Source organism: Rhizobium sp. Pop5 (assembly GCF_024721175.1).
GTDB lineage: Bacteria > Pseudomonadota > Alphaproteobacteria > Rhizobiales > Rhizobiaceae > Rhizobium.
In genome coordinates this window covers 1687326-1700881 of sequence record NZ_CP099399.1, presented here as the reverse complement: position 1 = coordinate 1700881, position 13556 = coordinate 1687326, and the positions used below count along the sequence as shown (strand labels likewise).

The 13556-nt window shown below is 58.9% G+C and carries 11 protein-coding genes and 1 pseudogene; 5 read left to right on the top strand and 7 right to left on the bottom strand.

Annotated features, from left to right (window positions below):
• Window positions 1-104 precede the first annotated feature (104 nt).
• The 3 genes and pseudogenes from NE852_RS10595 to NE852_RS10585 all read left to right on the top strand — a co-directional run.
• Window positions 105-2255, top strand: a complete 2151-nt coding sequence (locus NE852_RS10595) for a mechanosensitive ion channel family protein (protein ID WP_008526354.1) — start codon at window positions 105-107, stop codon at window positions 2253-2255.
• Between the two features lie 203 nt (window positions 2256-2458).
• Window positions 2459-3469, top strand: a complete 1011-nt coding sequence (locus tag NE852_RS10590) for an IS30 family transposase (RefSeq protein ID WP_008536882.1) — start codon at window positions 2459-2461, stop codon at window positions 3467-3469.
• Window positions 3470-3524: 55 nt separating this feature from the next.
• Window positions 3525-3917 (top strand): annotated as a pseudogene (locus tag NE852_RS10585) (universal stress protein); the annotation flags it as partial.
• A gap of 44 nt (window positions 3918-3961) precedes the next feature.
• Here NE852_RS10585 and NE852_RS10580 read toward each other — a convergent pair.
• The gene (locus tag NE852_RS10580) at window positions 3962-4420 is read right to left on the bottom strand and encodes a pyridoxamine 5'-phosphate oxidase family protein (RefSeq protein WP_037171354.1); all 459 of its coding nucleotides are present in this window, start codon (window positions 4418-4420) and stop codon (window positions 3962-3964) included.
• A gap of 183 nt (window positions 4421-4603) precedes the next feature.
• Here NE852_RS10580 and NE852_RS10575 point away from each other — a divergent pair, with 183 nt between their 5' ends.
• On the top strand, window positions 4604-5419 hold the full coding sequence (locus NE852_RS10575; RefSeq protein ID WP_037171360.1) for a universal stress protein: 816 nt from the start codon (window positions 4604-4606) through the stop codon (window positions 5417-5419).
• 278 nt (window positions 5420-5697) lie between these two features.
• Here NE852_RS10575 and NE852_RS10570 read toward each other — a convergent pair whose 3' ends face one another.
• Together NE852_RS10570 and NE852_RS10565 are read right to left on the bottom strand one after the other, a co-directional pair.
• Window positions 5698-6087, bottom strand: coding sequence for a nuclear transport factor 2 family protein (locus NE852_RS10570; protein ID WP_008526371.1), 390 nt, complete (start codon window positions 6085-6087; stop codon window positions 5698-5700).
• A gap of 26 nt (window positions 6088-6113) precedes the next feature.
• Entirely contained in the window at window positions 6114-6866 is a 753-nt protein-coding gene (locus NE852_RS10565) for an SDR family NAD(P)-dependent oxidoreductase (RefSeq protein ID WP_008526372.1), read from the bottom strand.
• A 110-nt stretch (window positions 6867-6976) separates the two neighbouring features.
• On the opposite strand from NE852_RS10565, the gene NE852_RS10560 reads away from it, so the two are divergent.
• Complete coding sequence (locus tag NE852_RS10560) at window positions 6977-7876, top strand: LysR family transcriptional regulator (RefSeq protein ID WP_008526373.1); 900 nt, start codon at window positions 6977-6979, stop codon at window positions 7874-7876.
• A 252-nt stretch (window positions 7877-8128) separates the two neighbouring features.
• Here NE852_RS10560 and NE852_RS10555 read toward each other — a convergent pair whose 3' ends face one another.
• The 4 genes from NE852_RS10555 to NE852_RS10540 all read right to left on the bottom strand — a co-directional run bounded on the left by NE852_RS10555 (window position 8129) and on the right by NE852_RS10540 (window position 13533).
• The gene (locus NE852_RS10555; RefSeq protein WP_258156498.1) at window positions 8129-9565 is read right to left on the bottom strand and encodes an NAD-dependent succinate-semialdehyde dehydrogenase; all 1437 of its coding nucleotides are present in this window, start codon (window positions 9563-9565) and stop codon (window positions 8129-8131) included.
• 17 nt (window positions 9566-9582) lie between these two features.
• The gene (gene ggt / locus NE852_RS10550) at window positions 9583-11175 is read right to left on the bottom strand and encodes a gamma-glutamyltransferase (protein WP_037171367.1); all 1593 of its coding nucleotides are present in this window, start codon (window positions 11173-11175) and stop codon (window positions 9583-9585) included.
• A gap of 17 nt (window positions 11176-11192) precedes the next feature.
• The gene (locus NE852_RS10545) at window positions 11193-12575 is read right to left on the bottom strand and encodes an aspartate aminotransferase family protein (protein ID WP_258156497.1); all 1383 of its coding nucleotides are present in this window, start codon (window positions 12573-12575) and stop codon (window positions 11193-11195) included.
• A 115-nt stretch (window positions 12576-12690) separates the two neighbouring features.
• A complete protein-coding gene (locus tag NE852_RS10540; protein ID WP_008526389.1) occupies window positions 12691-13533 on the bottom strand; it encodes a transporter substrate-binding domain-containing protein in 843 nt (280 codons plus the stop codon).
• Between the last annotated feature and the right edge of the window lie 23 nt (window positions 13534-13556).

Here is a 13556-nt window from a genome sequence, read left to right as displayed (position 1 = left end):
CGTCCACCAGACAGGTCATCGATTGACGTTGATCGCACAACGTTTCACAAAGTCCCAAACCTCTACCAATCAAAAGCGATGACAAACCTGGGGACCACGAGTACATGCGCATCAACGACGCCCGTCATCCCTTGCGGAGAGTGTCCACGTTTCTGGCGGTCGTATTTTCGGCGCTTCTGCTAGCGAGCATAAACCCGACCTCGGCGGCCGAATCTTCTGCTTCCTCGGCGCCGATCCGCGTTATTGTCGAAGTGCCGAATGACGATTCCGGACGCGCGCTGGTCAATCGGATCGTTCCCGGCAATCAGGAGCCGGCCCAGCCGGTAGCAGTCGCTGAAGAGGCGGCACCGCCGTCGATTGCCACCTTACTGCAGGATTTGCGCCAAAGGTTATTCACACTCCTCGATGCGATTCCAACGCTTCCAAGGCAGATCCGATCGGCGATCCAGGTCTTCCAAACGGATAATCGCATCGACCCTCTCGGCCTGATCTTGGCGGTCATACTCTTCGTAGCAGGCGGATTCCTCGCGCAACGCCTTGCATGGTGGTCAGGGCGAGGGCTCCTCCATTTTGTGCTGACGGCGCCTGCTGACAGCGTCCGCCAGCGGATCAAGCTCCATGCGGCCCGGCTTTCAATGGGTCTTCTCGCGTTGGTCGGTTACCTGATCGGAAGCCTTGGCGCGTTTATCCTCTTTCCATGGCCTGCCGTGTTCCGCGATGTTGCACTCATTCTGCTGTCAGCCGCGCTCATGGTGCGCCTCGGTGTGCTTGTGGGCCGCGTGGTCATAGCGCCAGGCGCCCGCCTGCCGCATATGCGGCTGCTGACGCTTGTCACGTCGCTTGCGTGGTTCTGGTATTACTGGCTTCTCGGAATCGTCGCAATGCTGGCGGCTGGTTGGGCCACCATCGAAGTGATTGGGACGATCGGGGCTTCGCCTATCCTGATCGACCTCTTTACCGCCGCATGGTTCAGTGTCGTTTCAATCGCTTTGATCGTCATGATCTGGCTGCGGCACTTTCGGTCCGACGGACCGCCCGTCAGCCGGCTGGTCTGTGTCGGCTTCAGCGCGAGTATCGTGCTATCCTGGCTGTTGTGGGTGTCCGGGCTCCGCGGCGCATTCTGGACGGTGATCGTCATTACGCTTCTGCCGCTTACCGTTTCGGTGGCTCATGATATCATTCGCCGCATCATACAATCCGGGGAGGGGCAAGCGGTCGAAGATCCCGCCATCGTCGGGTGGTCTGTCGTCATCATGCAAACGCTGCGCAACGGCCTCATCGTGGTTGCTGCGCTGCTCATTGCCCGCTCGTGGAATGTCAATCTCAGTGACCTCGCCGCAGCCGAAACAGTGACCACACGGTTGATTCGCGCAGGAATCCGCATCGTTATCGTGCTGCTGGTGACCGACGTTATCTGGAAACTCGTAAGCACGCTGATCGACACTCAGATGGCAGTGGCGTCCCGAAATGCGCAGGCGGGACATCAGGACGGCCCCGACGCGCGCCGTCGTCAGCGGTTGAATACTCTTCTTCCCATTCTTCGCAATGTGCTGTTCCTGGCGATCGGAGCTGTTGGCTTCTTGATGATCCTGGATGCCATCGGCATTCAGATCGGACCGCTGCTTGCAGGCGCTGGTGTCGTCGGCATAGCCGTCGGCTTCGGCGCCCAAACACTCGTCAAGGACATCATCTCCGGCGTTTTTTATCTGTTCGACGATGCCTTTCGTATCGGCGAATACATCCAGGCGGCAAAATATAAGGGTACCGTCGAAGGCTTTTCGCTGAGATCGATCCGCTTGCGACACCACCGCGGCCCGGTCACCATCGTGCCTTTCGGTGAACTCGGCGCGGTGCAAAACCTTAGCCGCGATTGGGTTATCGACATCATTACTCTCACCGTGAACTATGACAGCGACCTTGAGGAGGTTCGCAAGACTATCAAGCGCATCGGCGTCGAGCTGCTGGAGGATCCTGAACTTGGGCACAACATCATCGAGCCCCTGAAAATGCAAGGGATCGAGCAGATGGCGGACTATGGCGTGCAAATTCGGCTGAAGTTCATGGCGAAACCCGGCGAGCAGTTCGGCGTTCGCCGAAAAGCTCTTGCCATGCTCAAGAAGACATTCGCGGAAAAAGGCATTCAGTTTGCAACACCGACGGTTCATGTTTCCGGCGGATCGGCCGACGCAGCGTTATCCGCCGCCGCGTTGGAACTGCAAAGACCATCGAAAGACGTTCCAACGCTTCAGGAATAGTGAAGTATCGCAGACATCTGGGATTGCAACGGATCAGATAGATACGCGCTCGAATTGGAAATCGAGCATGTCGTTGTAGCGTAACGACATTTTCTTGTTCCATAATCTGTCTTATGCGATTTTCTCGTGTAGCCGGGTGGGTTCAAGGATGAAGTGCGACTTGCGAATGATACCAATGGGTTATCACTCGCAAGGAAGATGCAATGAAACGGACCTACTCCCATATTGATCTGGATGAACGACGCAAGATCGCCCGGTGGCGAATGACTGGCCTGAGCGTTGAGAGTATTGCCGAGAAGCTCGGCCGGCATCGTTCGACGATCTTTCGGGAGATCAAACGCAACACGTTTATCGACAACGATGTTCCGGATCTCAACGGCTACTACTGCGTCACAGCGCATGATATCGCTTGTGACCGGCGTACGAAGCTGCGGAAGCTGGCGCGCTTCTCTGACGTCAGACAATCTGTCATCGACCGGATCGTACACGGCTGGTCGCCACAGCAGATTGCAGGACGCATGCGCCTGGAACGCCATCCGATCTCTGTCAGCCACGAGACGATCTACAAGTTCGCATATTCGCCCGACGGGCACGCCATCAAGCTGTGGCGGCACCTACCGGAGCATCGTGCGCGACGCCGACCACGACATGCCAGACGCAAGCATGGTCAACGGTTTAGCCCGGAACTCAACATCTTGCGGCGCCCCGATGTCGTTGCCGAGCGCAAGCAGTTTGGGCATTGGGAATGCGACCTGATCCAGTTTCGGAAAAAGTTCGGCAAGGCCAATGTGACGTCGCTGGTCGAACGAGTCAGCCGCTTCGCGATCTTCCTGCGCAACAATGACCGTCAGTCCCGTCCTGTCATGGACGGCCTTGTTCAAGCACTGCAGGCCCTGCCCCACCTTGCTCGCCGTTCCATCACCTTCGACCGGGGGACGGAGTTCACTGACTGGCCGTATCTGCAAGCCAGCATCGGCGCCCAAACCTGGTTTTGTGATCCGCAATCGCCCTGGCAAAAAGGCACCGTCGAGAACACCAATGGCCGGGTCCGGAAATGGCTTTCGAGAGAGGTCGATCCACTGTCCGTGACCGACGCCGACCTGATCGACGTCTGCAATCGGCTCAATGATACGCCACGCAAATGTCTTGGCTATCGAACGCCCGCAGAGGTCTTCCGCAAGAAACTGCTCGCCCAGATGCGGTATGCAGGTTAGCTTGACCAAGCCCGCAAGTCGCGGTTCAGCATGAACTCACACCCAAAGGACGAAAGTCTTGCTCGCTCCGAAGACGATATTGCTGGCTTGGGACTCCAGCGATGAGGCGTCGCGCGCAACACGCCAGGCGATCGCGTTCCTGAAGGCCGCCGCATCGGTGCATGTCACCCTTGTCGATCCACAGGCATCATCATCTGCAAATGGCGAAGAACCAGGTGCTGACGTCGCTACCTTTCTGGCGCGACACGGCGTGAAAGTCGACGTCGATCGCATCTCGAGCGGTGGTCGCCGCGTCGACGAAGTGCTGCGCCAGCATGCCGTGGATATCGCCGCCGACATGATCGTCATGGGCGCATATAATCATCCGCGGCTGCAGCAGCGTCTTTTCGGCGGCGTCACCCGATCGATGCTGGAGGAAATTCAAATCCCCCTATTCCTCGCCCACTGAGCAGGGTGCACAGGATCAATCCGAGCGCCCTTCCCTGACGATTCTCAATCGTCTGGAATTGCCGTTCGACCTGTCACCTCCCGAAGGGCTATGCCGTAAAAAATGTGCTCGGGCAGCGACCTCGGTGGCCGCGCCTCTGGCTTGAGCGAGCCGATTTCCCACCAGTCGAAGTGTTTCTGCAGCAACGACCAGGCCTGCAATCTCTCACTGCGCCAAAGGTCTGTGTCCGGAAACTCCTCGAACCGGCCATCGACGACGACGCTCGTCCAACCCCTGCCCGCGCCATGCTGCTCTATTTGCAAACACACATTTTCGTTCGCACGCATCCAGTCGACCTTACGACCGGGCATTGAAAAGCTGTAGATCATGCCCTTTGCATAGGCGAAATAGATCGGCACCACATAGGGCCTGTCCTCGTAGCAACAGGCCAAATGGCCAAATCGGGACTGCTCAAGAATGGCTGAGCATTCCGCCTGGGTCAGGTCTTTCAGGATATAGCTCATCGCCATCTCTCTCTGCCGCCAATCGACCATATGTTATAGTCTGATCACGACCCCGTCGTTGATCGAGCGCAACGAAGCAGATGAGGACGCCACAGGCTCGTGACCTCACCCGCCTTGATCCTCATCAAGGCGCAGTTCGCATGCGCGAGCGATACTCGCAGCATTCTCGCAAGGACATCCGCCGTGAAAGCGCAATTTCATTTGCCACTGGCCACCTATCCAGACGCAAGCTCCTTTTCGCTCCTCCAGAATGCCGTCGATCTATGCCTTCACCAGGGGGCGGATCTGACGGCGAGCGTACCGCTAGTCAGCCTGCCGGCTTGGCTGCACCTTTCTTCACTACCTGACATCGAAACGATGCGTGCCGTGGAGCAGTCCAGCAAGGCCAGTGGAGCCGCTCTGGAACAAACACTTCGCGACTATGCGGCGGCAGCCAATGTCGCGGTGGAGATCCAGCCATTCGCGATCGAGGAGCGGTTCGTCGGGCAAAGCCTGGCTGAGATCTCACGCGCATATGATCTTTCCATCCTGGAAGCATCCGATCCTATGAGGCCGCTGATCGAGAGCGTGCTGTTTGAAAGCGGAAGACCACTGCTGCTCTTTCCCTCTGACAATGTCTGTGGCCGGGTCGATGCCGTCGCGGTCGCCTGGGATGGAGGAGCTACGGTCGCCCGGGCCTTTACCGGTGCCCGGCTCTTCCTGGAGCAGGCCTCACGCGTCATCCTGATTTCCGTTGCCGACGACAAGCAGATCGACCAGCGAAGCCGCGACCGCTTTGCGGCCAGGCTTCAAAAGGCTGGCCTTTCCGTCGATGTGACGGCTGTACAGGCGAATGGAGAACCAATCGCCAGCGTCATTCAGGCAACCGCCCTGGAGCACAAGGCAGACCTGCTGGTCTGCGGTGCGTACGGCCATTCGAGATTGCGGGAATTCATTCTTGGAGGCGTCACCCGATCGCTGTTGACGCGCCTCGATATGCCCGCCCTTCTCTGCCACTGAAGTCTATCTCATGCGGCGCACGATGCCGCTGATATCACCAGCCAAATCCGACGAAAGCTCAGGCCGGGAACAAGCCCGCAATGCCGGCAAGGAAGACGCAATGGAACCCACCTACTCCCATTTCGCATACTCGGCTGACGGCCATGCGATGTGGCGGTTCAGCATCAACTCACACCCGGTACATTCCATTTGATAATGCGACAGTTGGGCCAGTTAGAGATGCGAGATGTGACAGTCTCGCATCTCGACGTTCTGGTCGGCGGCGTGCTCACTCCATATCAGACCGGGATTGGCGGACTGGTCGGGTCAGGCGGTCCATCAAAGAACAGATAGATTCCCGCAATCTTGCCGTCCCTTGCGACGATGAAATCTGTTCCCGCATAGGCCGGCGGCTCTCCGGGTGCTCCGGCCACCCACCTTACCCGGCCCGCGTTGTCGTGGAGAACCTCGGCGTCCGAAATGGTCGTGTAGCGGTAGCTCGGATGCATCGCGCGGATCTGACCCGCTATGCGAATGATCTCCTCGCGCCCTTGATAGACACCGCGCGGTTCGACGAAGAGCGCGTCGTCGTGAAGGATTTCTTCCGCCACCGTCCGACGGAGCGCCTCATCGCCCTCCCCGAAGATGCCCTGGAGGTTCCGCTCGAGCAGTGTTGCCATATCTGCCATTGTCATTCTCCCTAGAGGCTCGCCGCTTAGATCTGCACGTGGCCGCCGTCGACGAACAGTTCGACGCCGTTGATGAAGGAAGCATCCTCAGAGGCGAGGAAGAGGACGGCCTTGGCAATCTCTTCCGGCTTGCCAATGCGACCGGCGGGTATAAGGCTTGCCAGATAGTTCTTGGTGTTCTCGGCACTGTCGCCGGAGCCGAAAAGTTCATCGAGGCCGGCCGTGTCGGTCACACCGGGGCTGACGGCGTTGACGCGGATGCGGCGGTCCTTCAGATCAAGGATCCAGTTGCGAGCGAAATTGCGGATGGCCGCCTTGGTTGCCGAGTAGACGCTGAAGGCGGGTGTGCCGGAGACGCTTGTCGTCGACGAAGTCAGGATGATCGAGGCGCCGTCGCGCAGCAGCGGCAGCGATTTCTGGACGGTGAAAAGCGTGCCCTTGACGTTGATGTCGAAGGTCTTCTGGTAATGCTCCTCGGTGATTGCACCGAGCGGAGCAAACTCACCACCGCCTGCGTTGGCAAAAACGACGTCGATTTGCGAATGCTTCTGCTGTACCGCGTCATACAGGCGGTCGATGTCGGCGAGTTTGCTCATGTCGGCCTGGATGCCGGTGATCTGGCCACCAATCTCCTTGATGGCCGCGTCGAGCGCTTCCTTCCTGCGCCCGGTGATAAAGACGGCGGCACCTTCCGTAGAAAAGGCCTTAGCCGTTGCGAGGCCGATGCCGCTGGTACCACCGGTTACGATAACTACCTTGTTTTCGAACTTCTTGGTCATTGTCTTTCTTCTCCAAATCCGCGGCTTATTGCCGTCGAGGTGAACATGCCAGCAGAACGCTGGTGCAAATAGTCAGTAAAACTGTTACCCATCGTTCCACCTGGAGAACGATGATGAAGTACGACCTAAATGATCTTGTGTACTTTGCTGAGGTTGTTACCCACGGCGGGTTTGCCGCGGCCGGGCGCGCCTTGCGGCAGCCGAAGTCCAAGCTCAGCCGACGAGTGGCAGGCCTTGAGGCGCGGCTTGGCGTTCGCCTCATCGAGCGGTCGAGCCGACGTTTCCGGGTGACCGATGTCGGTCAATCCTTCTACGAGCGATGCAAGGCGATGCTGGCGGAGGCAGAGCGTGCTGAGGCGCTCGTGGCAGAGGCGCAGTCAGAACCACATGGCTTGATCCGGATGAGCTGCCCTACGGGACTGGTTGAACCAATATCGGGTCTCGTGACCAAGTTTCTTGCTCAACATCCCAAGGTCCGCCTGCAACTCCTTGCGCTGGATCGCCCAGTGGATCTCATCGAGGAGCGGATCGATGTGGCACTTCGCGTTCGAACCTCGCTTGAGGGCGATGCATCCCTCACGATGCGCTCGCTCGGCAACTCGATCCGAATACTTGTCGCAAGTCCGCAGATAGCCAGCCGCATCGGTAGCATCGAGGATCTCGGAAGGGTGCCGACGCTATCGACGACAGATGATCATAGCGAGGTGAACTGGTTCCTTGAGAGCGATGACGGCGGGACACATACGCTCATTCATGAGCCCCGCATTGGCTGTGCCGACTTCGCGGCAGTCAGGACGGCCGCACTCGCAGGCCTCGGTGTTGCACTGCTGCCAGACCACACCTGCAGGGAGGCGCTCGAACAGGGAAAGCTTGTTCGAGTACTCCCCGCATGGCGCGGCATGAAGGGTCTGGTGCACCTGGTATTCACGACACGGCGCGGTCTTCCTCCAGCTGTTCGAAAATTCATCGACAGCCTTGCGTCCGGTTTCCCGCGCGACGCTCTCGCATGATCGATTTCGCCACCAATATGGTCTGTCTGCAGTGTCATCAGGCCTTCCCTGCCCTTCTCTGTCCCTGAAGTCTATCTCATGCGGCGCGCGATGCCGCTGGTATCACCAGCCAAATCCTACGAGGAAAGCTCAAGCCAGGAACAAGCCGGCAGTTCCGGCAAGGGTACCTCGCTCCGGCACGATCTGATACCTGGACGATTGGCGCGGCAGGTCGGACCGCGGCAAAGCAACGATGGAACGGGATCGTCTCGGCTAATTAATCGCCTCAGTTACGAGCTTCGTATTGAAGAAGGCTTCCATCGCTTCGCTCCCGCCTTCCGACCCATAACCGGACTCCTTCGTGCCGCCGAAGGGCAATTCCGGCAGCGCCAGTCCATGATGATTGATCGACAGCATGCCGCTTTCGATGTCGCGGGCAAGGTCGGCGCTTGTCTTGGCGGAAGTCGTGTAGGCATATGCCGCCAGCCCGTATGGCAAGCGGTTGGCTTCCGCAATGGCAGAACCGTAATCCGAAAACGCACTGACGATCGCAATGGGACCGAAAGGTTCTTCGTTCAGCACGCGCGCATCTTTTGAAACGTCCGTCAGAACCGTCGGCTGGAAGAAATTGCCGAGATTCCCGATCCTTTTGCCGCCGGTTGCAATCCGCGCGCCGCGCATGATGGCGTCGGCGGTCAGCGCTTCCATGGCTTCGACCCTGCGCGCGTTGGCCAGCGGTCCCATTGTCGTGCCGTCGCTCAATCCATCGCCAACAGTGACTGACTCAGCCGCCTTGACGAAGCCGTCGAGGAATTTTTCAAAGACGCGCTCCTGGATGAGGAAGCGCGTCGGAGCCACGCAGACCTGGCCGCCATTTCGAAACTTCGCGCCGGCCAATATCCTGACGGCAAGATCGACATCCGCATCATCGAAAACCAGAGCCGGCGCATGGCCGCCGAGTTCCATCGTGACACGCTTCATGTGGGCGCCGGCGAGCGAAGCCAACTGCTTTCCGACCGGGGTCGATCCGGTAAAGGAGATTTTGCGGATGACGGGATGCGGGATGAGATGATTTGAAATATCGGCCGGAATTCCGAAAACCAGATTGAGGACGCCCGCCGGCAGGCCGGCGTCGGCGAAGGCGCGAACAAGTTCGGCGCAACTTGCCGGCGTCTCCTCCGGCCCCTTCAATATAATCGAGCAGCCGGCTGCAAGGGCCGCCGAGACTTTCCGCACGGCCTGATTCAGCGGGAAGTTCCAGGGGCTGAAGGCCGCCACCGGACCAACAGGCTCCCTGATCACCATTTGCCTGACATTGGTCGCTCTCGGGGGGATCAGGCGGCCGTAGCTACGCCGAGCCTCTTCGGCAAACCAATCGATAATGTCGGCGGCGCCCGCCGTTTCAGCCCTGGACTCCGCCAGCGGCTTGCCCTGCTCCAAGGTCATCAGTCGCGAGATTTCCGCCGAGCGGCCGCGCAGGATCTCGGCGGCTCGTCGCATAAGCTTTGCTCTCTCGAACGCACTGACTTGCCGCCATTGCTCGAACCCTGCGGTGGCGGCCGACAGCGCCTGATCGAGATCATTCCTGCCAGCATTTGAAACGCGGCCGATGACCTCACCCGTGGCGGGATTGACGATGGAAAGGCGGGCGTTCGAACCGTCCCTCCAGAGGCCATCAATGTAAAGCTGCGTATCCGGATAAGCCGACATTTCGCGCTCCATTGCCGTCAGTAGCCGAGCGCGCAACCATCTTTTCGATGATCGGAACCGCCCAGCAGAACATTGTGTTGATCGTCAATCCAGATTGCCTGGGCGCCGCCGATCGCCCAATTCGGCGCAACAACCTTGAAACCGCGCGCTTCGAGATTTTCACCAACGGAGGTTCGAAGACGCGCTTCGGCCTCGACCGTCGCCGTGCCGGGGAGCGGAAAGAGCCGAGGCAGATCGATCGCGCTCTGGATATCCAGACCGAAGTCGAACAGCTTGGAGAGGAAGTGGGCGTGGCCCATTGCCTGATAGTGCCCGCCCATGACGCCGAACGACAAAACGGCTTTGCCATGGCGTGTCACCAATCCCGGGATGATCGTGTGCATGGGCCTCTTGCGCGGTCCTATCGCGTTCGGATGGCCCTGTTTCACACTGAAGCTCTGCCCGCGATTGTGGAACAACACGCCGGAGTTTGGCGCCATCAGACCGCTTCCATAGGAATGGAAGATGGAGTTGATGAAGCTCGCAACATTTCGGTCCTTGTCGACAACCGAAATATAGACGGTGTCCGCATGCTCGACACCGTCAAAAGCCGCCGTGGCGTCTGCAACCCCGTTCATATTGATCTTGGCGGCAAGACTATCGGCGAGTTCATCGGACAACAGGAAATCGACCGGAACATCCGATACCGCGGTGTCGGCTATCCACCGATCGCGGGCTGCGTAGGCCAGTCGAGTGGCTTCGATTTCGATGTGCAGATTATCAGCGCCGAGCGGATCGCCCTTGCGTTCAAAACGCTCAAGGATCTTCAATATCATCAGAGCGATGATACCCTGCCCGTTCGGCGGGCATTCATGCACCGTCCAGCCTCTGTAGGTCGCGCTGATCGGCTTCACATATTCGCCGGCGGCAGACGCAAAATCCTCAAGCGTATGGAGCCCGCCGAGCGAATTCAGCCGCGCCACCATGTCTTCCGCCACAGGGCCGCGATAGAAGCCGTCACGCCCCAGGGCTGCTATCGTCTCCAGCGTTTGCGCCAATTCCGACTGTCGTTGAACCGATCCGACAGGCGGCACTTGGTCATCGGCCAGGAAAATGCGGCGCGTCGAAGAATCGCGCAGCAACAATTCGCGCTGATTGGAGATGTCGGCGGCTACTCGCGGTGTGATCCCGTAGCCGTCGCGCGCCAATGCTATCGCGGGAGCGAGAATTTCGGAGAGCGGCATCCTTCCGTGATCGGCGACCAGACGCGCCCATGCATCCACCGCACCGGGAACCGTCACCGCATGCGGCGACGATCGCTCGATGGAGGTGATGCCGTTGTCCCGATACCACTCGAAATGCGCCGCGGCCGGCGTGCGGCCCGAGCCGTTATAGGCAACGACATCATCATTGCCATTGGATGCGAGGAGCGCAAAACAATCACCGCCGATGCCGGTGGATCCGGCCTCGGCCACACATTGCACGGCACAGGCCCCCACCGCGGCATCGATCGCCTTGCCGCCGGCTTTGAGGATGTCGATCGCAGTCAAAGTCGCCATTGGGTGCGATGTTGCTGCCATCCCATTGCGACCGACAGCTATCGATCTTCCCGGCATTTCGAAATTTCGCATGTCGTCGATTCCCTTGCTCAGTAGAGGCCGGTCGCCCTGGCCCATGTGTAAGTGTCATCCAACGCACGGGCGGAGCGGTCGAACAATTCGTTGATCTGTGCTTCGGTAATGATGAGCGGCGGGCAAAGCGAGTAGTTGTCGCCAAGGGCGCGCGTGATGACGCCGTGGACCTGGGCCTGCTTGCCTGCGTGAATGGCAATGCCGTCCGTTGGCTTGAACGGCTCTTTGGTTTCCTTGTTGCGAACCAGTTCGAGGGTCCCGATGAGGCCGCGGCCGCGGGCGTTCCCAACGAGCGGATGGTCGCCAAGCTCCTTCAACCGCCTCTGGAATACCGGGGCGACATCCCTGACGTGACCGACAATGTCGCGCTCCTCATAGATTTTCAAGGTTTCCAAAGCGACGGCGGTTGCAACGGGATGGCCGCTATAGGTGAAACCATGTCCGAATGTTCCGATTTTCTCGCTCTCGGCAACGACTGCGGAATGGACCCTTTCATTGATCATCAATGCGGATATCGGCTGATAGGCGGCCGAAAGCTGTTTTGCCATGACGATCATATCCGGCTGAAGCCCGAAGCTTTCGGAGCCGAACATAGTGCCGAGTCTGCCGAAGCCGCAGATGACCTCATCTGCGATCAGCAGCACGTCGTATTTCTTGAGGATTGCCTGGATCTTCTCGTAATAGGTCGGCGGCGGGACGATGCAGCCGCCTGATGCCATCAACGGCTCGGCGAAAAATGCACCGATGGTTTCAGGTCCCTCGGCGAGGATCATCTGTTCGAGCGAATCTGCACAGCGTGTCGCAAACTCTTCTTCCGTTTCGTCCGGGCGGCCGTACCGATAAAATTCCGGGCAATCCGTATGCAGCACCCGGTCGATGGGCAGATCGAAATCGCGATGGTTGTTGGGAAGGCCCGTCAGGCTGGCCGAAGCGATCGTCACGCCGTGGTAGGCCCGCATCCGCGAGATGATTTTCTTCTTTTCCGGCTTGCCGATGGCATTGTGATAATACCAGACAAGCTTCATGGCCGTGTCGTTGGCCTCGGAACCCGAATTGGCGAAGAACACCTTCGACATTGGCACCGGTGAAAGCTGGATGAGCCGGTCGGCAAGCTCGACCGCGGTCTCATGCGTCTTGCCGCCGAAGCTGTGATAGAAGGGCAATTCCTTCATCTGGCGGGTTGCTGCATCTACCAGCCTTTGCTCGCTGAAACCCAGCGAGGCACAAAATAGCCCGCCAAGCCCCTCGATATATTTATTGCCGTCGCTGTCGATGATGTGGATCCCCTCGCCCTTGGCAATCACCAGCGGGCCGTCCTTCAAATGCTGCGAAGCGTTTGTGTAGGGATGAAGAACGAAGGCGGCGTCGCGGGATTCGAGGGAATTGAGAAGGATGGTCACAGTGGTTCTCCAAATGATGGGTGTGTTTCGATGGCGACGCTGGGCCGGTCAGCCGGCGCGACCTCTCGGTGCGCCGGCTGCCAATCGCTGCCGAAATGCGAGCGCTGCCGCTTGATCAATCAAGCGTCGTCTTCATCCACTTCTGTGCGAGTTTGTTGATCGTGCCGTCCGCTTCGGCAGCTTCGATCGCCGCATCGAACATCGACTTCAGGACGGTATCGTCCTTGCGGAGGCCCGCCGCGATGCCCTGTCCGAAGACCCCGCCTTTGAAGGTCGGTCCGGCGATCTTGTAGTCTTTGAAGTCTTCCTTGCCGAGCGTTGCATTCAGTGACGTCTTCTGGGCAACGACGGCGTCGATACGACCGGCCTGAAGGTCGAGGTCATGTTGTTCGACAGTCTTGTATTCCCTCGGATCGACGACGCCCTTGAAATAGGTATCGAGAAACGCAGTGTTGGCCGTCGACACCTGGGCGCCCACGGCTTTGCCCTTCAGGGCGTCTCGAAGCGGCTGCAATTCCTGCTCGACCTTCGCCTTGTCGCCGGCGAGGTCGACCGTCGTTCCGGTTCCCGGCAGATCTGCGAGAGGGCCAGTTTTATCGACCATGAAGGCGGCCGCCGTCGAAGCATAGGGCTTGCTGAACGAGATGACGGCAAGACGCTTTTCGGTAACGATCATCGACGCCATGATGGCGTCGAACTTCTTCGCAGTGAGCGATGGAATCAGCCCGTCCCAATCCTGGGCGACGATGGTGCACTTGATCTTCATGCGAGCGCAGAGGTCGTTGGCGAGATCGATCTCGAAGCCTGCGAGCTTGCCGTCGGGGCCGGTGAAATTCCAGGGCTCGTATGCGCCCTCGGTTGCAATGGTGATTTCCGTCGGTTTTGTCTCAGCGACGGCAACGCCAGCCGACAGCACGCCAAGCAGAGCGGACGTCAGCAAAAGTTTGGATAGTTGCATATTGGTATTCCCCTTTTTGTAGC

What these genes read in the sequence shown, in the direction of transcription:
- NE852_RS10595 (WP_008526354.1), top strand. Translation starts at nt 105, where the DNA reads ATGCGCATCAACGACGCCCGTCATCCCTTGCGGAGAGTGTCCACGTTT.
- NE852_RS10590 (WP_008536882.1), top strand. Translation starts at nt 2,459, where the DNA reads ATGAAACGGACCTACTCCCATATTGATCTGGATGAACGACGCAAGATC.
- NE852_RS10580 (WP_037171354.1), bottom strand. Translation starts at nt 4,420, where the DNA reads ATGAGCTATATCCTGAAAGACCTGACCCAGGCGGAATGCTCAGCCATT.
- NE852_RS10570 (WP_008526371.1), bottom strand. Translation starts at nt 6,087, where the DNA reads ATGGCAGATATGGCAACACTGCTCGAGCGGAACCTCCAGGGCATCTTC.
- NE852_RS10565 (WP_008526372.1), bottom strand. Translation starts at nt 6,866, where the DNA reads ATGACCAAGAAGTTCGAAAACAAGGTAGTTATCGTAACCGGTGGTACC.
- NE852_RS10560 (WP_008526373.1), top strand. Translation starts at nt 6,977, where the DNA reads ATGATGAAGTACGACCTAAATGATCTTGTGTACTTTGCTGAGGTTGTT.
- NE852_RS10555 (WP_258156498.1), bottom strand. Translation starts at nt 9,565, where the DNA reads ATGTCGGCTTATCCGGATACGCAGCTTTACATTGATGGCCTCTGGAGG.
- ggt (WP_037171367.1), bottom strand. Translation starts at nt 11,175, where the DNA reads ATGCGAAATTTCGAAATGCCGGGAAGATCGATAGCTGTCGGTCGCAAT.
- NE852_RS10540 (WP_008526389.1), bottom strand. Translation starts at nt 13,533, where the DNA reads ATGCAACTATCCAAACTTTTGCTGACGTCCGCTCTGCTTGGCGTGCTG.